15 protein-coding genes and 3 pseudogenes are annotated in these 20,160 nt (G+C 47.6%); 6 read left to right on the top strand and 12 right to left on the bottom strand.

All coding sequences use genetic code 11. The features are described 5' to 3' along the window. Nucleotides 1-73 precede the first annotated feature (73 nt). The 4 genes and pseudogenes from CGC65_RS29995 to CGC65_RS30010 all read right to left on the bottom strand — a co-directional run bounded on the left by CGC65_RS29995 (nt 74) and on the right by CGC65_RS30010 (nt 4,945). Nucleotides 74-1,906, bottom strand: coding sequence for a reverse transcriptase/maturase family protein (locus CGC65_RS29995; RefSeq protein ID WP_002569170.1), 1,833 nt, complete (start codon nt 1,904-1,906; stop codon nt 74-76). Nucleotides 1,907-2,514: 608 nt separating this feature from the next. Then, nucleotides 2,515-3,153: pseudogene (locus CGC65_RS30000) on the bottom strand (VirB6/TrbL-like conjugal transfer protein, CD1112 family); the annotation flags it as partial. A gap of 69 nt (nt 3,154-3,222) precedes the next feature. Then, nucleotides 3,223-3,321: pseudogene (locus CGC65_RS32350) on the bottom strand (Maff2 family mobile element protein); the annotation flags it as partial. Nucleotides 3,322-3,406: 85 nt separating this feature from the next. Then, nucleotides 3,407-4,945 carry a recombinase family protein gene (locus CGC65_RS30010; protein WP_039897370.1) on the bottom strand — a complete coding sequence of 513 codons (1,539 nt, stop codon included), beginning with the start codon at nt 4,943-4,945 and terminating at the stop codon, nt 3,407-3,409. Nucleotides 4,946-5,113: 168 nt separating this feature from the next. Between CGC65_RS30010 and CGC65_RS30015 the strand changes: the two genes are divergently transcribed. From CGC65_RS30015 to CGC65_RS30030, 4 genes are all read left to right on the top strand, one after another. Beyond that, a complete protein-coding gene (locus CGC65_RS30015) occupies nt 5,114-5,329 on the top strand; it encodes a helix-turn-helix domain-containing protein (RefSeq protein WP_007037445.1) in 216 nt (71 codons plus the stop codon). 78 nt (nt 5,330-5,407) lie between these two features. After that, the gene (locus CGC65_RS30020) at nt 5,408-8,173 is read left to right on the top strand and encodes a type I restriction endonuclease subunit R (protein WP_007037444.1); all 2,766 of its coding nucleotides are present in this window, start codon (nt 5,408-5,410) and stop codon (nt 8,171-8,173) included. Between the two features lie 12 nt (nt 8,174-8,185). Next, entirely contained in the window at nt 8,186-9,754 is a 1,569-nt protein-coding gene (locus CGC65_RS30025) for a type I restriction-modification system subunit M (RefSeq protein WP_007037443.1), read from the top strand. Between the two features lie 2 nt (nt 9,755-9,756). Continuing rightward, nucleotides 9,757-11,049: a restriction endonuclease subunit S domain-containing protein gene (locus CGC65_RS30030; RefSeq protein WP_007037442.1), complete on the top strand. Its 1,293-nt coding sequence runs from the start codon at nt 9,757-9,759 to the stop codon at nt 11,047-11,049. Here CGC65_RS30030 and CGC65_RS30035 read toward each other — a convergent pair. Further along, entirely contained in the window at nt 11,042-12,142 is a 1,101-nt protein-coding gene (locus CGC65_RS30035; protein WP_007037441.1) for a restriction endonuclease subunit S, read from the bottom strand. The genes CGC65_RS30030 and CGC65_RS30035 overlap by 8 nt on opposite strands. A 310-nt stretch (nt 12,143-12,452) precedes the next feature. On the opposite strand from CGC65_RS30035, the pseudogene CGC65_RS30040 reads away from it, so the two are divergent. After that, nucleotides 12,453-12,989 (top strand): annotated as a pseudogene (locus tag CGC65_RS30040) (restriction endonuclease subunit S); the annotation flags it as partial. On the opposite strand, the gene CGC65_RS30045 reads toward CGC65_RS30040, so the two are convergent. Beyond that, nucleotides 12,982-14,118 (bottom strand): restriction endonuclease subunit S, encoded by a 1,137-nt coding sequence (locus CGC65_RS30045; protein WP_007037439.1) that lies wholly within the window; start codon nt 14,116-14,118, stop codon nt 12,982-12,984. The pseudogene CGC65_RS30040 and the gene CGC65_RS30045 overlap by 8 nt on opposite strands. 116 nt (nt 14,119-14,234) lie before the next feature. On the opposite strand from CGC65_RS30045, the gene CGC65_RS30050 reads away from it, so the two are divergent. Beyond that, nucleotides 14,235-15,182, top strand: a complete 948-nt coding sequence (locus tag CGC65_RS30050) for a tyrosine-type recombinase/integrase (protein WP_039897369.1) — start codon at nt 14,235-14,237, stop codon at nt 15,180-15,182. 29 nt (nt 15,183-15,211) lie between these two features. On the opposite strand, the gene mobQ is transcribed toward CGC65_RS30050, so the two are convergent. The 6 genes from mobQ to CGC65_RS30085 all read right to left on the bottom strand — a co-directional run bounded on the left by mobQ (nt 15,212) and on the right by CGC65_RS30085 (nt 20,125). Next, complete coding sequence (mobQ, locus tag CGC65_RS30055) at nt 15,212-16,906, bottom strand: MobQ family relaxase (RefSeq protein ID WP_007037437.1); 1,695 nt, start codon at nt 16,904-16,906, stop codon at nt 15,212-15,214. Next, nucleotides 16,881-17,096 (bottom strand): hypothetical protein, encoded by a 216-nt coding sequence (locus tag CGC65_RS30060; protein WP_007037436.1) that lies wholly within the window; start codon nt 17,094-17,096, stop codon nt 16,881-16,883. Before CGC65_RS30060 ends, mobQ begins: the two co-directional genes overlap by 26 nt. A 238-nt stretch (nt 17,097-17,334) precedes the next feature. Further along, nucleotides 17,335-17,541 carry a hypothetical protein gene (locus CGC65_RS30065; RefSeq protein WP_007037435.1) on the bottom strand — a complete coding sequence of 69 codons (207 nt, stop codon included), beginning with the start codon at nt 17,539-17,541 and terminating at the stop codon, nt 17,335-17,337. 4 nt (nt 17,542-17,545) lie between these two features. Further along, nucleotides 17,546-17,758: a hypothetical protein gene (locus CGC65_RS30070; RefSeq protein WP_007037434.1), complete on the bottom strand. Its 213-nt coding sequence runs from the start codon at nt 17,756-17,758 to the stop codon at nt 17,546-17,548. A gap of 389 nt (nt 17,759-18,147) precedes the next feature. Next, entirely contained in the window at nt 18,148-19,527 is a 1,380-nt protein-coding gene (locus CGC65_RS30080; protein WP_007037432.1) for a DNA primase family protein, read from the bottom strand. Then, complete coding sequence (locus tag CGC65_RS30085; RefSeq protein WP_007037431.1) at nt 19,505-20,125, bottom strand: CHC2 zinc finger domain-containing protein; 621 nt, start codon at nt 20,123-20,125, stop codon at nt 19,505-19,507. Before CGC65_RS30085 ends, CGC65_RS30080 begins: the two co-directional genes overlap by 23 nt. Nucleotides 20,126-20,160 lie beyond the last annotated feature (35 nt).

Below are 20,160 nucleotides of genomic sequence, written 5' to 3' on the forward strand. Positions count from 1 at the left end.
CACTATGGCAGGTTTCCGAAAACTCCCCTCCGAACCGGACTTACACCTCTCAATGTATCCGGCTCTCCAGATGTCAGTCTAATTTCCCTGCGTGTAACTTATCGTGACAGTCAATACAGAGTGCCATTGTCTTGCGCCTGCGCCCAATCATGGCGATTTCCCATTGTTTCCTGCCACTTAAATCTTTGAGTTTTCGTACATGGTGTACTTCAAGCGGCACATTCTCTGCGCCGCACCACTCGCATTTATTCGCTTGAAGTCTTTTTATCAAGCTGTTGCGCCCGTAGTTCTCAACCACTCTTGCCACTATGTCGGGGTTGCCGCTTTCGACTTTGGTATTCCGGCGGAACCCATTGTTGTAGAACAGCACTTTACCCACTTTGCCGTTTTTCTTCGGATATTCCACTGCAAAATCTTTCCCTTGGCGGTACTTGCGTATAATTCTGCTGATTCTTGTTCGGTATTTTCCAGCAAAAGTTTTGAGCATACTGTATCTCATTACATAGTAGAAGTTATTGAGTACGGACACGTTGTTTGCGAGCCGGTAGTAGTTATACAATCCACGGATTTCTGCATTGTACTGGTTTAGGATTTCCAAGTCGTCCAGGTGCAACAGGCGGATGCGCCGGACTGGTTCCCAGACCTCTTTGTTTCCATTCTGTTTGTCGTATTTAATCTTGAGGGCATTGTAGGAGAGCAGGCGTTTTAACCATTTATCATGGGGAACATAGAGCAGGACTTTTCCGTTGTTCACTCGTCTGGTAGCCCCGGTTTTGGTCTTTTTGCTGTACTCGCCTTTGGTGATTGTGACCTCGTACCCCAGAAACTTTGCAAAGTCATGTCCGTGGGTAATCAGTGTCTTTTCCCCGGACATTTCCAGATGAAGTTTTTCCCGGATAAAACAGCCCACTTCTTGTTTTACCTGTTCTGCGTCCTCTTTACTGCCGATAACCCCTATCAGAAAATCATCCGCATACCGGACATAGCAAATCCTCTTATAGCTGTCGTCCATCTGGTCACTGTACGGCATGGATTTCAAACTTCGCCGCAGTTCCCGGATTTCCGCAATTAAGTCCTCTTTTTCTTCCTCGCTCATTTTAGAAAGATTTCTTTTAAGCCGCTGTTCTTTTCCCCGGCAAACGTCCAGCTTCTTCTTGAACGCAGGATTGATTTTACGGCGGTTTCCGCAGTTGAATTTCTCTGCGTATTCTGCCATATAGCTGTCCAGTTCGTTCATATAGATGTTTGCAAGGATTGGACTGATGATAGAGCCTTGGGGAGTGCCGGAGTAAGTATTGTGATAATTCCAGTCCTCCATATATCCGGCTTTCAAAAACTTCCATAGCAGACCAATGAAATGTTCGTCTGCAATCCGCTTCCGCAGAATGTCAATCAGCACATGATGGTCTACATTGTCAAAACAGCCCTTTATATCCCCCTCAACGAACCACTTTGTTCCCGTAAAATATTTCTGCACATATTTGAGTGCCGTATGGCAGCTTTTGTTTATGCGGAAACCGTGGGAGTAGTCGCTGAAAGTTGGCTCATAGATGCTCTCTAAGATGAGCCGCACCACCTCCTGTATCAGTTTGTCGTCAAATGACGGTATTCCCAGAGGGCGCATTTTCCCATTGGATTTCGGGATATACGTTCTCCTCGCCGGGTTGGGCTGGTAGCTGAAATCACGCATTTTTTCAATGAGGGCGTTTATCCTTGCCATTCCCATACCGTCAATGGTTTTGCCGTCTGTTCCGGCTGTCATGTTGCCTGGTTTCGCCTGTATCCGCTGGTATGTCAGCAGATAGAATTGTGGATTGTACAGATTGCGGTATAACCGCCCATACTTGTAACTCTTGTTACACGCCTTGGATTTCAGGCTTTCCAACACATTTTCAGGACTTCTCATAATGCCTCACGCACCTTTCCTTTTTATGAATTGGTTGACATCCTGCCTCCCTTCGCCATGTAGACGGCTTTCCCGCCCTCGGACTACTACGGAGGCTCCGTTGCCATGCCGGATATTCAGCGTCATCTTTCTTGGGTTTTTACCCCTTGAAATTTATCGCCTTGCGGCATTACGCATAGCCGGATAATCCCGGCGTTCCGGTTTAGGCAATCTCCAGTTAGACACTTTGGGAAAAGCGTATTGTGATGTCGGTAATGGGTTTTCGTCCTTTTCCGCTTATTGCGGCTGGCTGTCATAAGTATCGTGCGGTCTGTGTTTACCTGTCACATTCCGCTATGACATACGGCGAATACAACCATCCTGCGCCGCCGGGTCGAGTATCCCGCCTCGGACTGCCCTTAAAGCAGTTTAGCCTTGTTCCTCATTCACAATGTTGCATCTTGCCGCTCAGTCGTGGGTAGATGGTTTCCCCAACTTGCGATTTTTCCGGTACGCTATTGTCCCCCTTATGGTTTCCCTCCGGAGTAAACCGAATGACGCTAAAGTGACGTTTTTCACATCTTTGATACTTTTCTTTACCGGCTTGCCAAAGCCGGATTCCCAAAATGCCCGCGTACCGCCTTTGGATGAAAAGCGGCACTTCTGGACGCGCGGTAAATCTCGATCATACGGCCATAAATGACGATAAAGATACAGATATACAGCGCCCACATGGTAATGCCGATAAAGAGGGATTGGAACCACAGCCCGAACAGCGGCCCCAGATCCATTTCCATCAGCCTCGGTTCCAAATCGGTCATAACTGAGGAAATGTCAATGGACGCATCCGAACCGATGATCCCTGCCGCCTGTGCCACCACGCTCTGCGCCATATCAAAGACGCCCATCACGATATTCCATGTGTTTGTGACAATGAGGATGGCAGCGGCTGATTTGAACACCCACTTGAAAATCATCCAGGTGTCCACATCATGCAGGTTGTTCTTGTCTGCGATCATCTGGATCAGGTCTACGGTCATCACGATAGCCAGGATCACGCCTGCAATCGGCACCATGATGGAGTTGGACAGATTCTCAATCATACTGAAAATACTGCCATTCCATCCCTGTGGGGTCTGGCCTACCTGTACGGATATATCCGCGACCTGTTGGTTTACGCTGTCAAACATCCCCGAAAGGTTGCTCATAATACCGCCCACCAGCATTTCTTTCAGCCAATTTGTCAGGGCTTCAAGTAAGAAATCCATACGGTGTCAACCTCCTTTCCGCCGCCCCCGCAAAACTGCGGGAGCGGCAAGGATTTCATGCGGGGACGCTTAGACAGAGAAAAGCCCTGAGAGCAGAGGTACAAGGACCATGCCGACTACGGCTACACCAGCGCCGGCCATGAGCTGCTTCATGCCCTGTGATTTTGCTTATGTGTGATAAAGAAGTAATAGAAGTGTAAAAAATTTTGCCGTTCCTATCCGGCACATGAGGTATGTCGGATAGGTCGGGCGGTTAGGTGTCGGGCAGTTCTACCTTGCCGACAAAAGAATAATAGATTTCGATTTCCTGTCTGCGTAACTTGCCCCGGCGTTTCCCGTCAAGGGCAACGCTTTCATGGACAACGATTTTCTCCACAAACTCCCGCAGCAGAGTAGGGGTAAGTTCTTCAATGGTAGTGTGCCTGCGTACCACATTCATAAACTTTTCAGCGTTTGCGGTGGCTTCCTGCGCTTTGGAAAGTTCTTCCCGCAGTCTGGCGGCACGTTCTTTCAGTTCTTTCTGCTCGGCTTCATAGTCTGCCGACAGCTCTGTGAAACGCTCGTCCGATATGCGCCCGGTTACGCTGTCCTCATACAGCCGCTTGAAGATAGCAGATAACTCGGCTATGCGTTTCTCGGCGGCTTCCAGCTCCTTTTTCTTGGCGGCGTTCCTGCGTCTGTCCCCGTCCTCATTCTGCTCGATTAAAAGCTTCATAAACCGGGCTTCATGCTTTGCCGCATAGCTGGTAACTTTCCGCAGATTGGAGAGTACGCCAGCGGTCAAGAGGTCAGTGCGGATAAAGTGCGCTGTGCAGTCGGCGGTGCGTTTCTTGTAGCTTCCGCAGATATAACAGTCCTGCTTGCGCTTGTCCGTCTGGTATCGCTGCTGGTACATGACGCTGCCGCAGTCGGCACAAAAGAGTATGCCGGAGAACAAGCCCACTTCGTCATAACGGTTGGGGCGTTTGCGCTGCTTGCGTAACTCCTGCACCCGTTCCCACGTTTCCCGGTCAATGATAGGCTCATGGTGGTTCTCAAAAACCGCCTGCTTTTCCGGGGGATTTTCTATGCTGTGTTTCAGCTTGTAGGACGGCTTCTCGGTCTTAAAGTTTACCAGACAGCCCGTATATTCCCGGTTTTCCAGCAGATGAACCACGGTATTGGTCGCCCACTTGCACTCATAGCCGGGGTGGTAGCGGCGGGTGCTGCCCGTCCTGCGGTATTCCAGCGTCCCCGGCGTGGGGATTTGCTGCTCGGTCAGCATACGGGCTATCTTGGTCGGACCGTTCCCGGCAAGGCAAAGGCTGTAAATCTGCCGTACCACCGGGGCGGCTTCCTCGTCAATGATAAAGTTTTCGTCCTCGTCCATGAGGTAGCCATAGACGGGCTTGCTTGTGATGGGCTTTCCGCTCATGCCCTTAGAGCGTTTTACTGCCTTGATTTTCTTGCTCGTATCTCTCACCAGCCATTCGTTAAAAATGTTCCGCAGCGGGGCAAAATCATTTTCCCCCTGTGCGCTGTCCACTCCGTCATTGATAGCGATGAAGCGGACACCTTTCTGTGGGAAAATCATTTCTGTGTACATTCCCACCTGTAAGTAGTTTCGCCCTAACCTCGACATATCCTTGACGATAACTGTCCCGACTTTCCCTGCTTCAATGTCTGCAAGCATGGCTTGAAATCCGGGTCTTTGAAAGTTCGCACCGGAATAACCGTCGTCGGTGTACCAGCGCAGATTAGAAAATCCATTCTGTTTGGCATAGGTTTCCAAAATCCTCTTTTGGAAAGTGATTTGTCAAGGGTGTTTTCTCCACGATATATCACCCTATATCAAAAAGCCAAATAAACATGCCAAAATATCGCTCAATATTACATCGTTCGCAAACATAATAATTGAGAAACCGACAAATTTCTGCTATACTTACTTTTATAACTGATTTTATTTGGACGGAGGATTTTTATGAAAGTCAGCTATAAGAAACTTTGGAAGCTATTGATAGACAAAGATATGAAAAAAAGAGATTTAGAAAGATGTGCTGGAATTAGTCATTATACCATCAACAAATTAAATCATGGTGAAAATGTTACAACCGATATTCTTGGGAAGATTTGCAAGGCATTAGGGTGTACAATGAACGATATTATGGAATTTATTGATGACGATTCTGCACAGTAAAAGCCTATTTTGTAAAAGGATCTCAAATTTTCAATATCTGATTATTCAAAAATATCCTCAAGTATAGGAGATGAAGATATGGCATACCAAAGCGAAGCAGCCCTTGAGCAACAGTTCATAGACCAGCTCAATAAGCAAGGCTATACCAGCGTCTCTATACCAGACTATGACGCACTGGTAGAAAACTTCAAAGCTCAATTTGAAACCTTTAATTCAGCGAAGCTTGACCGCCCCTTGACCGACAAAGAATGGGAGCGTGTAATGAATATCATGCTCGGAAAATCTGTTTTCCAGAGCGCAAAGATCCTTCGAGATAAGTTCGTGTTGGAGCGTGAGGACGGGACGAAGGTGTACCTCTCTTTCTTCGATGCCGACCACACAAAGAACATTTTTCAGGTGACAAATCAGACAACTGTTGTCGGCAAGTATGTCAATCGCTATGATGTGACAATACTCGTCAATGGTCTTCCGCTTATTCAAGTGGAATTGAAACGGCGTGGCATTGACATCCGAGAAGCTGTCAATCAAGTGATGCGCTACAAAAAGCATTCCTACAATGGATTGTACCACTTTATCCAACTTTTTGTAGTGTCCAATGGTGTAGATACAAAGTATTTTGCCAACTCTGACAGAGATATGCTTCATAGCCTCGCCTTCTTCTGGACGGACTTCAATAATGTGCGTATTACCAACTTGAAAGAGTTCTCCATCTCCTTCCTTGCAAGGGATCACATCATAAAGATGCTGACGAGATATACCATCCTTAACGACACGGATAAACTGCTCATGGTGATGCGTCCTTATCAGGTATATGCGGTGGAAGCCCTTGTCCGGCAAGCTACACTTACTAACCGCAATGCCTACGTATGGCATACAACCGGCGCAGGAAAGACACTGACTTCCTTTAAGACGGCACAGATTCTCGCAGCCAACCCCAACATTAAAAAGGTCATCTTCCTCGTTGACCGGAAGGACTTAGACTCTCAAACAACGGAAGAGTTCAACAAGTTCGAGAACGGCTCTGTTGATGCAACTGATCGTACCGATGTCCTTGTAAAACAGATGCAGGATAAAAACCGACAGCTTATCGTTACTACGATGCAGAAAATGGCCAATGCGGTTAAGCGTCCTCAGTATTCAAAGATCATGGACACCTACAAAAATGAAAAGGTTGTCTTCATTATTGATGAGTGTCACCGTAGTCAGTTTGGAGATATGCATAAGGACATCGTTCGGCACTTCCAAAAAGCGCAATTTTTTGGTTTTACCGGCACACCCCGTTTTGAGGTGAACGGAAAGACTGAGGGGAAAATTACGCAGACAACGGAAATGCTGTTCGGAGAATGTGTGCATAATTATCTCATCAAGGACGCTATCTTCGATAATAATGTTCTCGGCTTCCATATTGAGTACATTAAAACAATGGAAGGTGATTTTGACTGGGACGATCCCACAATGGCGGATGCGATTAATGTAGGTGAACTCTATATGTCCGAGGAACGGATGTCTCTGATCGCAAACCATATCGTTCAGAATCACAAGGCAAAAACGAGAAATGGTCAGTACACAGCCATCTTTGCTGTCGCTTCGATTGAAGCTCTGATTAAATACTACGACATCTTCAAGAAGATCAAACATGACCTGAATATTAGCGGTATCTTCTCTTATGGGCAGAATGAAGAGGCTGAGGGCAAAGATGAACATAGTCGGGATGCCCTGGAACGGATCATCAAGGACTATAACGAGAAGTACAGCACAAACTTCTCGACAGATACATTTGCTGCATACCATAAAGATATTTCCGACCGTGTGAAGGGTAAGAAGACAAAGCCCCTTGACATCCTTTTGGTTGTAAATATGTTCCTGACCGGCTTCGACAGCAAGCAGTTGTCCGTTCTCTATGTAGACAAGGACTTGAAATACCACGATCTGCTCCAAGCCTATTCCAGAACAAACCGTGTGGAAAAAGAAACCAAGCCCTTCGGTATTATCATCTGCTATCGAAACTTGAAGAAGAGAACGGATGATGCTCTTACGCTCTTCTCAAAAAGCCACGACACGTCGGGCATTGTCGTTCCCGAATATCCCTACTTTGTAGAGAAATTCAATGAGATGGTTACTCGGTTGAAGCAACTTGCGCAGACACCGGCTGACATCGACACTATGCAGAGTGAGGATGACCAGAAGCTTTTCGTTGAGACCTTCCGTGAGCTTACGAAGTATCTCCAATCTCTGCAAACTTTTATTGAGTTCAGCTTTGACCAGGACTCACTTATCATGACAGAGCAGGAATATCAGGACTATAAGAGTAAATACCTGATGCTCTATGCAAAGCACAAGAAAGATCGAGAAGTTGTCTCTGTTCTGAACGATGTGGACTTCTGCATCGAGCTAATGGAGAGCGACAGGATTAATGTTGCCTATATCATGAACCTCATCCGTAACATCCACTTTGATGATGCTAAACAGAAGGACTATGATATTAAGCACATCAAGGAAGAACTGGGACGAACCGATAATCCGCAGTTGCTTCGCAAGGTTGAGATCCTGCAAGCCTTCTTAGACCGTGTTGTTGTTGGCCTTGAGAGTGCAGACGAAATCGACGCTGCTTACAACGACTTTGAGAATGAGGCAAAGCGTGAGGAAATCGTTGCCTTTGCGCAAACAGAGGAAATCGACCCCGCTATGCTTACTGACTTCATCTCGGAATACGAGTTCTCCGGTACAATGGATGCGGGTAACATCCGTGACCGTATCGAAAAACCGATGCCGCTGTTGAAAAAACGTTCCTTAGTCAATAGGATTGTAGACTTTATCCGGCAGCATACCGAAAAATATCAATAAGGAGAATGTGAAATGGACAACAGTATTCAGGCTCACCAGAAGGAGCTTTGTAACAAACTTTGGGCAATGGCAAACGCTCTCCGGGGCAATATGGAAGCCTACGAGTTTAAGAACTACATCTTAGGCATGATTTTCTACTACTACCTTTCGGATCGCACCGAGAAGTACATGACTAATCTGCTGAAAGATGATAATATCAGCTATGAGGATGCTTGGACTGATGAGGAATATAAGACCGCAGTTGTAGAGGAAGCTCTTCGTGACTTAGGATTTATCATTGAGCCACAATTTCTGTTCCGCAAGATGGTCAAAATGGTTGAAAATCGTTCTTTTGATATTGAATTTTTACAGAAAGCGATTAACTCCCTGATGGAATCTACTCTTGGCAACGATTCGCAGGAGGATTTTGACGGACTGTTCTCCGATATGCAGCTCGATTCTACTAAGTTGGGGCACACAGTTAAGGATAGAAGTGCTGTTATGGCAAAAATCATTGCCTCTTTGGATGAGATCAACTTTAGTGTGGAAGACACGAAGATTGATGTCCTTGGCAATGCCTATGAGTATCTGATTGGGCAGTTCGCAGCAACAGCCGGTAAAAAGGCTGGCGAGTTCTATACTCCTTCAGGGCCTGCTGAACTGCTGTGCCGTTTGGCTTGCCTTGGGCTGACTGATGTTAAGGATGCAGCCGACCCCACTTGTGGCTCTGGCTCTCTTCTGCTTCGCCTCAAGAGCTATGCTAATGTCCGTAACTACTATGGTCAGGAGTTAACTTCCACGACCTACAACCTCGCCCGAATGAACATGATTCTCCGTGGCATTCCTTACCGGAATTTCAATATCTACAACGGAGACACCTTGGAGCATGACTACTTTGGTGACATGAAATTCCGTGTTCAGGTTGCAAATCCCCCGTATTCTGCTAAGTGGTCTGGCGATCTGAGCTTTATGGAAGACCCCCGTTTTAATGAGTACGGCAAGCTTGCCCCGAAGAGCAAGGCTGACTTCGCTTTTGTTCAGCACATGGTACATCACATGGATGAGGACGGACGAGCTGTTGTGCTGTTGCCTCACGGTGTTCTGTTCCGTGGTGCTGCAGAAGAAGTGATCCGCAAACACCTTATCCAGAAGTTGAATGTTCTGGACGCTGTGATCGGTCTTCCGGCCAACCTTTTCTTCGGCACAGGCATTCCGGTATGTGTTCTTGTCCTCAAGAGAGAGCGAAATGACAATGCCGACAACATTCTGTTCATTGATGCTTCTGGCGATTTTGAAGCCGGTAAAAACCAAAATATTCTCCGTGAGTGCGACATTGACAAGATTGTTGAGACTTACGAGCGTCGTGAGGATGTGGACAAGTATGCCCATGTTGCCACGATGCAGGAAATTGCAGAGAACGGCTTCAACCTCAATATCCCCCGGTACGTTGATACCTTCGAGCCGGAGGAAGAGATTGATCTGAACCAAGTAGCTGCGGAAATCCGCCAGCTCCAGAACGAAATTAAGGGCATTGATGCAGAATTGAAACCGTTTTTTGACGAGCTGGGACTTGATTTCCCGTTCGAAGTGGAGGGCGAATAATTATGGCAAATGTATCCTCAAGTAACGGTCTCGAAAAGCGTCCGAAACTCCGCTTCCCTGGCTTTGATGAGCCGTGGTGTAGCCACAAATTCAGCTCTGTATTTTCCTTCTTGCAAAACAACACTCTTTCACGAGCTGAGCTTGATGCAACCGGAGATGTGCTGGATATTCATTATGGTGATGTATTGATCAAATACGGAAGTATTCTCGATGCCACAGACAACACCATTCCCCACATTATTTCTGGGCATGAAAGCACAAATTACGACTATCTTCAAGACGGGGATATAATTGTTGCAGATACCGCCGAAGATGAAACGGTTGGAAAAACAATTGAACTATTGAATATTTCCGGCAGAAAGATCGAGGCTGGACTGCATACAGTTCCGTGTAGACCTCTTTTCCCGTTTGCATCCATGTATTTGGGGTATTACATGAACACCCCCCACTATCACAAGCAGCTCGTTCCTTTAATGCAAGGTATTAAAGTTCTGTCTATCAGCAAGGGTAATATTTCTAAAACTGAAATCTCATCTCCACAAACGATTGCTGAACAGGAAAAGATAAGCCGTTTTCTATATCTGCTGGATCAAAGGGCAGCGGCTCAGAGTAAAATCATTGATGCCCTCAAGAAGTATAAAAGAGGACTGTCTGATACGCTATTTGATCGTACTGCACAGAGTCCCAGTTGTAAGATTGTTAAGCTCGGAGATGCGTTTGAACTGTTACAGAATAATACCTTTTCACGAGATGATTTGACAACTAACCCCAGCTCAGTTCAAAACATACACTATGGCGATGTGTTGGTCAAGTATGGGGCAGTAACAAATATTTCCGAGTACACTCCCCCATACATTAAACCAACTATTAACCTTCAAAAGTTCGTTGCTACAAGCTATCTGCGTGATGGTGATATTGTGTTTGCTGATACTGCGGAAGACTATTCCGTAGGGAAAGCGACAGAAATAGCTGGAGCGAACGGATTGGCTGTATTATCAGGATTGCACACCATTCCTTGTCGTCCACTCATGAAGTTCCATCCGATGTACCTTGCTTACTACTTCAATTCATCTCTATTCAGGAGACAAATATATCCTCTCGTTCAGGGAACCAAGGTGTCTTCGATTAGCAAGGGAGAGCTTGTTAAAACCAGCGTGTATGCACCTACGGAGAGAGAACAGAGAAGGATCGCTTCTATGCTCTATTTGTTGGACCTTCGTATTACCTTTGAAGAAAAAACAGTTAATGCCCTTACTAATACAAGAACAGCGTTGTTGCAGCAGCTTTTTATATAAAGAGCTGCTGCAACAGAGAGCTGCGCATTTTAGTAAGATGATTTAACTCATTCTCACATGACTCTATACGGTTGCTGATTGCCTCAAGAATTTTTATTATGCGGATTTGTGTTTCAGGATCAGGATATGATATTTTAATCTTTGAGATTTCACTTGCCTGTACATGAACCACAGATTTACCCTGAGCGACACGGGCAATGTTCCCGTTGACAATGTGGTTAAGTATGTAGCTCATTATTCTTCCGTCAATTTTAGTGCTTCGGAAAATATTAAGATCACCAGCAAGAATAACACCCGGAAGCATAACACACGAAGCTGTGGAAATTTCTTCTGACGTTTCCCCAGAAGTAGGTATAAGCACATCTCCCACCATACTATGATGAACTTGTTCAACTACTGCTTCCGTTTTTCTGACAACGGATGTAATTACTTCATGGTAGGTTGTATATAGCTCGCCGTACAGAATAAATGGAGTTCCTGTTTCGGAAATATCGGCTTTTGATAATGGCGCACCCTTGATAAAGAAGCCAAGATTGCCTATGGTATCACACTGCCATTGAACTTCTTTTAGACCACAATGCTCTGGCGATAATAGGGAGCGAACGACACCTCTTTTATACTTCTTGAGGGTCTCAACCAAAGTACGTTGCGTCTCAATTCTTCGCTCTATGGCATCGAGAAATAAAGAGATCCTTTCCTGTTCCTTTGCAGAGGGAACATTTATTGGCATTGCGAAAAAGACGTCATCCTTGATGCTCACTCTGTCATGTCTTGCACCGCTGTCACCGGACATATAGATGTACCGATGCCATGTCGACGAGCGAAAATACCACTCGAAGTAAAGCGGATTGATTTCTCGCTTGGCACGGAAGCACAAGTACAAAGGAGACACTATTCCCGCCTCCGGGTATTGATAGCTACTTATGGGGCCGTAAGGTGCATCGGCAGATTTTCTGGGGTTGTAAACAAAATCGTTGGACTCGATGATATAGTATCCATTTGTATTATCGCTGTTTGCAATGTCCTTATCAAAATACTCTCGCTGAGGAATCAGGCCTTGCTTTGCTGAATTGCAAATAACATTACTAATCATTCCATCAGAGTTCTTCTTAGTGCTTTTAACAAAATAGTCTGAAAGAAGAGCTGTGTTCCACGGCTCATCAAAGCCAGGGAAGCGGAGTTTCGGACGCTTTTCGAGACCGTTACTTGAGGTCTATTTTTTAACTGAACAGTAGCAAGAACTTGAAGCAAAATCCCTTGCAGTAGCAGAGAATTTCCGCTATTGCAAGGGATTTTCGTCTTTCATATAGCTTTTCTGCGTACTTAGTCAGAAGTATAAAAGAGGTGCGTTAAAAGCAGTATTCACTCAACAAGTTTCTTTTTCGGCTAAGCCTCAAAAATGGGATAAATACAAAATGGGAGACCTCATCTCGCTACAATCAGGACAAGACTTTGCGCCTGCTGAATACAATGATCAAGAAATAGGTGTTCCTTATATGACAGGAGCCAGTTGTATTGTGAAAGGAGAAACAGTGGTCAGTAGATGGACGCAGATACCCCGGTGTTATGCGTATAAGGGTGACACCCTACTTGTCTGTAAAGGCTCTGGTTCAGGAGCAGTTGTGAGATTAACACAGGAAAAGGCACACATAGCGAGACAGTTTATGTCTTTGCGTGCAAATGAAAAAATGACAAGCGACTTCTGCTATTACCTGACGGGTTTCTTGTCGGATAGGATCAAGCGGAACGCCACAGGACTAATTGAAGGCATAGATCGTGGAACGGTTTTGAATCAAACTGTTTTTCTGCCGCCTTTACATGAACAAAAGAAAATCGCCCGTTTTTTCTCAAAACTTGACTTCACAATAACCGCTCACGAAAATATGCTGGACACGCTTATAAACGAAAGAACGGGGCTTATGCAGCGGCTCTTTATATAAAAAGCCGCTGCAATAAAGCTATTTTTACTTGTTCGATTTGTGATAGAAGATTTCCCTCTTTGCAGATTAGATTGTCGAGATTAGTAGCCAAGGTGGAGATTTTATTTTGTAGCTCTAAGGGCGGAAGCAGAAAGCGATATTGTTTATATTGCTCAGCGTTAATTCCTGGCTGGCCAGATCGAGCAGATTCAAGGAGAACCCAACGCCTATATGCCTCAGTTAATGTATTCTGAAAAACATAACCGCAATTCACATCTGAATTTACATGAATGCGAATAAGAAAGCCAGCATAATAAAGATCACCGTCACTACGCTGGTAGCGATAGCTTTTACCCACAGATGCCCCTGTACGAGCAAATAAGATGTCGTTTTCTCGAACTCGATACTTTTCATCTACTTGCCCTTCTGGTGAGACCGGTACATCTTGGCTATAAAGATGGGAATTATCATCAATATCTGTAATCCTAATGTACTTATGAGAACCATCGTAGACCGTGGCAGCGGCATTCATGCCATACTCAAAGCCGCTTGCTACATCACATAAAGCTACTTCTTTCCATGTTTCGGATGAATAATAAGGATTAGTCTTTGAACTTAGAAGTGCAGATATGACACCTCTTTTATACTTCTTGAGCTGTTCAATGAGTGCTGCCTGTGCAGCGATTCTTTTATCGAGGGTAACGAGGATAGAGGCGATTTTCTCCTGCTCTTCAATTACCGGCAAATACACCTTTATTGTTTCTATCTGCGGGTATTTCAAGTTCCATGTATCTGAGGTCATTCCCTGCGAGTTTTTTCTGAACTCATTGATCAGCTTATAGTTTTTGAAGAGTGCAGCAAAATAATCATTGCAGATAGGTAACTTAGCTGTAAGAACGGTATATGCAGGACTGACAATGCCGTCATAAGGGGAAACACCATTTGCTCCTTGCCACATACGCATGGAGTTATAGACCATATCGCCCTTGCGAACAACTTTGTAGCTGCTTTTATCCTCGCTTGAGTTATCTTTTCCCTCAATTTCGGAACGCTGCATAACCCCATCATTCATCGTTACAGAAAGTAGCTCCATATCAGCTGCCCCACGCTCACTGCGCTCGGCATAGATGTCTCCTATGCGATGCAGCACATACGGCTCATCAAAGCCAGGGAAGCGGAGTTTCGGACGCTTTTCGAGACCGTTACTTGAGGATGGAAATGCACATCTTCGTCCTCCACGTGATAATAATCGTGGAGGTGGTCAACATGACTAACAATACACAATTCAAGACGCTATTGAACACTTGGCTAAATCAAAAGAAGCCGATGATCACACCGTCAACCCATGCCAGTTTTACGCTGATAGCCGAAAATCACTTAATACCTCACTTCGGTAAGCGGAAGATCGGCAGCATTACCGAGCCGGACATTCAGAGCTACATATCGTATCTTTACGAGTCCGGGCGGCTGGATAAGTCCGGCGGTCTCACTGTGAAGACCATACGAGATGTGATTCTCGTGCTGCGGCTTGCTATGGAATATGCCTACAAGGAAAGAGCAATACCACTGCTCAACTGGGACTTGATAGAATACCCCAAAGAGTTGGGAATAAAAAAGGTGGTTTCTCTGTCCAAGGATCAAGAGCAGGCTTTAATTCAGTGTATATACATGAACCTGAACCGGAAGACCGCCGGCATACTCATTGCACTGTTTACTGGTGTGCGGATTGGTGAACTCTGCGGCTTACAGATGAAGGACATTTCGTTGACAGATAAAACCATCAGCATCAACAAAACCGTTCAACGCATCTATGACAAGAAAAAGGGAGAGTCCTATCTGCACATAGGGCCGCCGAAGACCAAGACATCAGCTCGAACAATTCCCGTACCGTCTTTGCTCATGAACATTATCAAGAAGTTTTATACGGAAAATCCCAACCATTACTTCTTGACTGGCAAAACAAAGCCGACAGAGCCTCGAACTTACAGGCAGTTCTTTTCCCGTTTTTTGAAACGAAATGGGCTGCAAAAGGTAAAGTTCCACGAGATACGGCATACATTTGCCGTAAGAGCCATTGAAATACCAGAGTTTGATGTGAAATCTCTCTCTGAAATTCTCGGACATAAAAATGTGTCTTTTACTCTCAATGTATATGGCAGTGCCAACTTGCAGCAAAAGGTAAAGTGTATGAATTTGTTAAATGATCTTTTATAAGGTCATCTTGGGTGAGCAGGAACGGTGGGTTACCGTTCCTGCTCACTCTTTTTCTTTTGAAGAGTCTGCTGCTCCTTCTGCGCCTGTCGCATCATTCTCCGTACCGCCTGTCGCTCCATATCCTCATGAAGCATACGGGAAACCGCCTTTTTGCTGTCAAACATCAGCAGCGGGTTGTACTTCTCGCCGTAGACCTGCTGTGCCCGGCTCTCCGCTTCCTGCTCCTTACCGGGGCGGATAGCCTGCCTTGCTTCATACAGCTGCACCGGATCAACGCTCTGTGCCTGCTCCCGAAGCCCGGCATACTCGTTCAGGGCAGCGTCCAACTCGGCAGAATATTTCTGTTCCTGTTCTTCCAACCGTTCTAGGCTCTGTTCCATAGCTACAATGTCTTTGGGAAATTTATCGGCGGCATCTTCCTCGGTATATGCCAGCGATGCCAGAAGCAGATTTTTCTCCGAACGCAGTTCCTCCAAATCCTCCGTCAGAGCCGCAATCTTAGCCGCCAGTTCCCGGTGCCGGAATACATGAACCGCAGAGAGTGCCTTTTTTTCGGAAAGCAGACTGCGGCGCTCCTTCGTCTTATCCCGAATGTCCTTTGCAAGCTGATTGTACTGTGCGAGGGCAGGGCGCAGTGTATTCAGCGAAGTGTTCAGGCGTTCCTTGCCTTTGCGGAGATACCCCAGCTGATAGCAGAACAGCAGTAGATTTTTACGCAGATTCTCCATGGCCTCAGCAAGCGCCGGTAGGGTGCTTTTAACTGCCTGCGCCAGCTTTTTGACCTGTCCTCTCAGCTCCCGGAGCAGGGCATTGTCGGCCTTGATCTGCCGGTTCAGTTCGCACCGGTCAGAGATAATGCCCTTTTTCTCCATGGCTCTGGCAACCACCCCCTCATGGACCGTAGGCCGCTCCAGCAGGCCACGTTCGGCATGGCTGCGGTGGTCGATGCGTTCTTCGTGCCCGGTGCGCTCCAGATAGTGGTTTGCCACATCCGCCCATGCAGCCCGCCACAAAACAAGCTGCTCGTCGCTGTTCCAGCGTTCTGTGATGGGATTTTGCCTGCCATATTTGGTGCTTTTAGGATATTTGGATACCCGTTCATAGCCCTGCGCCTGCGCTGCGGACGGGGCCATATACACCTTCTTTTTTCCCACTTTGTACTGGTACTGTTTCTCCCAGCCGTCGGCCTGTGCCTGTTTGAACTCAGCGGCGGTAAAGCCCCGTTCTTCGCCGTCTTTGACGCAGAGATATTCTTTCTCGGTCTTGTACTGCCATTTTCCCTTTTCATCCAGCGGGCGCACCGTCAGCAGGATATGGGCATGGGGATTGTGTCCGGGAGGATACGGGTCATGGATAGCAGCATCAGCGCACATTCCGTCTGCCACAAACTGTTCCTTGATGAAATCTTGCAGAAGCTGGATTTGTTTCTCCCGGCTCAGTTCTATGGGCAGCGCCGCCACAAATTCACGGGCAAGGCGACTGTCCTTTGCGGTTTCGGTTTCCTCCACAGCGTTCCACAGGATTTCTCGATCCTGCCACTTTACGGGGGCGGTGGCTGGCAGAAAAACCTGCCGCCACCCAAGGCCCTGTTTGCGGGTGTAGTCGTGCTGCACCCCGTCATACTCGTTGAGCATCCGAGAACAGCTCAGATAGGCCGCAGCAGCTACGGCGGAGCGTCCGGCTCCACGGCTGACTATCTTAGCCTCCAAATGATAAATCGCCATAAATCACCTTGTCCTTTCTGAAAGGGGTGCCCCGAAACAGGGCACCCTTGTTTTCGCTCAGTGCGTCGTGAAATACGACGCACCACCAGCAGGGGCGGAACGATTCGTTCCCCCCTGTATCTGTGTCAAGCTGCCGGCGGCAGGTTGATGCAGGCAGGCGGCGGGATGGGGTGGCAATATACCACCCCATGAACAGGGGCTTCCAAAACGGAAACCCCTGCGCCGACTGCATGGGCAAGGCTGGCAGTTTGGCAGAAATGCAGCCTTGTCCAGCGGCTCCCGCAGGAGTCGCAATCCCCCTCGGAGAGCGCACGTGCCCGACCAACGGGAGGGCTACCACCGCCTGCTTTAGCAGGTGGTGAGTAAGTGCGCCCTTCGGGATAAAAAAGAGGAAGGCCCCCGGTTTCCCGGAGACCTCCCAGCCGTTTTCAATCGTGTCCTGCCAGCTTTCGCCGCAGGTATTCTTCCAGATTATCAAGCCCTACCGCCTGTACTTCCGGCAGCACTTTTTCCAGCACAGCACCCTCCTGAATGAGCCGCCTTGTCCGTGCTTTTCGTTCCTTCACCTGGTCCCGTGCCTGGGCTTCCTCCAAGCGGTGCTTTGCCTGCAACAGTTTCTTTTCTTCACTTGTCATAGATTTACCTCCGTTTCTGCCAGATCAGGTCATAGCCCAGCACATCAGCCAGTTCCACAACCTCCTTATAGCGGATAGATTCCCGCTGGAGCTTGGCCGACAGGTTGGAAACACTGTCCGACCAGCCGTATTCCTCATGGAGCCGGTCAACTACCTCCTGCATGGTATATCCGGCCCGGACGATCTGTGCATTAATCTCGTTGCGTACCGTCATCATCAAAATCCTCCTAAATTTACTTGATAAAAAAGCGAAGCTGGTACGCCCTCTGGCATAACCGCTTCGCTGTGTGGTGAAAAATCTCCTTGTCACCAAATCCGTTCAGAATTGCCGGTGTGATGTCCTGCCCATAGGTCGCACCTTCCGACTTTTCCGTTACGTGTGACTTGGCTTGAAACCGTGCATTTCCCCATGATTCCATGCACCCGGTTCACCGGGGCGAGAAGCACGGTTTCGCAAAATGATTTCTTCCAATAGGCAAATACTTTTCGATTTCCACTTGCCTTGATTTAGCATGGGGATTTGACCAGTGATTCTGACTGCCATAGCCGCCGAATTGCTATAAAAGGGAGAACAAGGGTCAATCAAAGCGTACGTACGTACACGGTTCAGCGCCGCCATTCCTCCGGCACATCTTCCGGTACGTACGTACGCATCGAATCACCGGAAAACACTGATATATGATTTCTCACCAGTACCTCAATCCCCAGAAATCCACGCACCCGCCGTCCGGCTGCGTTGGTCACATTGTTGCAGTATTCCAGATTGTAGCGGCTCTGGCAGGCGATCAGGGCTTCGCTGAAGCTGCGTGGCTTCAGGGCAGGCAGGTTGTTTTCGGTGCAGTAAATCTGGTATGCCTCGTACAGTTCTTTGGAGCTGGCAGATAGATCGGCTTTCCGGCGAACATACCCGTCAGAATCCAGAAAATCATAGACATTGTTGTTGTCCCGTTTGACTGCTTCCCGGTTGTCTTTGGTGCGCTGGCTCTCGGTGAACTTGAAGTTGTTTGCGGCCAGCCGCTGCAATCCCTCAAAAGCCCACAGCAGAATACCCTCCACCTCGGCTTTCATCTTCTCGGCAAGGTCAGGATCATCCACACGGCCAGCCGGTTTTTCTTTCGTGGTTAGCACCAGCTGGCGGCGATAAAATCCGTCGCTCCGGTCAAACAGCGCCTGCAAATCTCCGTTGGAGAAGGCCAGCAGCCGGGCGCACATCCATCCCTGATAGCTCTGCTTGCCCTTGCGCTCCAAATCCATCTTGCCCTGGGCAGTGACGATGGATTTCACATAGTTGGTCTGGCGCAGGGCCTCCATTCGCATATCGTCATCCACGCACAGGAGGATATGTTCCAAATCGGCACGGGCAAACCGGTTCTCGGATATTTTCCCGATGCTGCCATCCTTCATGTTGAAACCGAACAAAGTTCCCAGCACAGCGCCGATCTGCGACTTTCCTTCGCCGCCGCTGCCCTTAATGACCATCATCCGCTGCCCCTTGTTGCTGGGAATCAGGCAGTAGCCGATATATTCCTGCAAGGTGGGGATGTCCTCCGGGTAGAGCAGACCATCCAGAAATTGCAGCCAGAGAACAGGTTTTGGGGCGTTGGGCTTGTAGGACACGGGGAAACGGTTGCGGACGATTTTCGGCTTTCCTTTCGCAAAAGTTCCGTCCAGAAAAAGCGTGCCGTTGGAAAGATGAATCCGATCCGGCTCCGGGGGAAAATCCTCCACCAGTGCGGCCAGCTTCATCAGCTCCACAATGTTGCTGATTTTGCGGGGAATGTTGCTGACCGCACAGCATTTCAGCTCCTCAAAAATTTCTCCCCGCAGGGGTAGTTCGTCTGTCACACGGCCTTCGGGCGTGAAAAAAGCCCCGTTTGTGAAGATGATCTTGTGCGTCTGCAAGAACTCCTCACAAAACAGGGCTTCGTTGATGCTTTTGCCATCGAACCAGACGGGCATCCCGTCAAGCTGCGTTTTGTTTTTCATAGGCACCGTCCTCCTTTTTCAGTCTGTCCAGCCGTTCCTCCAAACCGGCAATCAGGCCATCCTTGTTCAGCATTTCCACGATTTTCACCCGATGTTCCAGTTCGGCGGCAATGAGCAAATCCGCCAGATACTCCACATAGTCCAGCATCTGGCAGGCTTCCACAAACCGGTCATCCAGAACATCTTCCGGTGTCTTGGGTGCGTACTGCACCTTCCAGCTTTCCAGAAGATGCAGATAATCACACAGCACCTGCAGACAGCGCACTTCTTCCTGCCGGTATGCTTTCAGCAGAGGACGCTCCGGTTTTGGTAAGGCGATTGCCGCCGGGGGCTTGTCCGGGTCAATCCCGAAATCCTGTGCCAGTTTCTGCGCTGCTTCGTAACTGTTCAGGCCAAACAGCCTTGCCACAAAGTCAATCACATCGCCGGTGGCTCCACAACCGAAACAGTAAAAATACCGTTCGTTCAGCTTCATGCTGGGGTGTTGGTCCTCATGGAACGGACAACTGCACATCCCATTTCGGTTGACTTGCAGCCCATAGTGTTTCGCTGCATCCGGCACACAAATATTCTGTTTTACCAGTTCAAAGAGTGTCATGAAAATCCCTCCGTTTCAGGGCATAAAAAAAGCGG

It is taken from the genome of Enterocloster bolteae (assembly GCF_002234575.2).
GTDB classification, from domain to species: domain Bacteria; phylum Bacillota; class Clostridia; order Lachnospirales; family Lachnospiraceae; genus Enterocloster; species Enterocloster bolteae.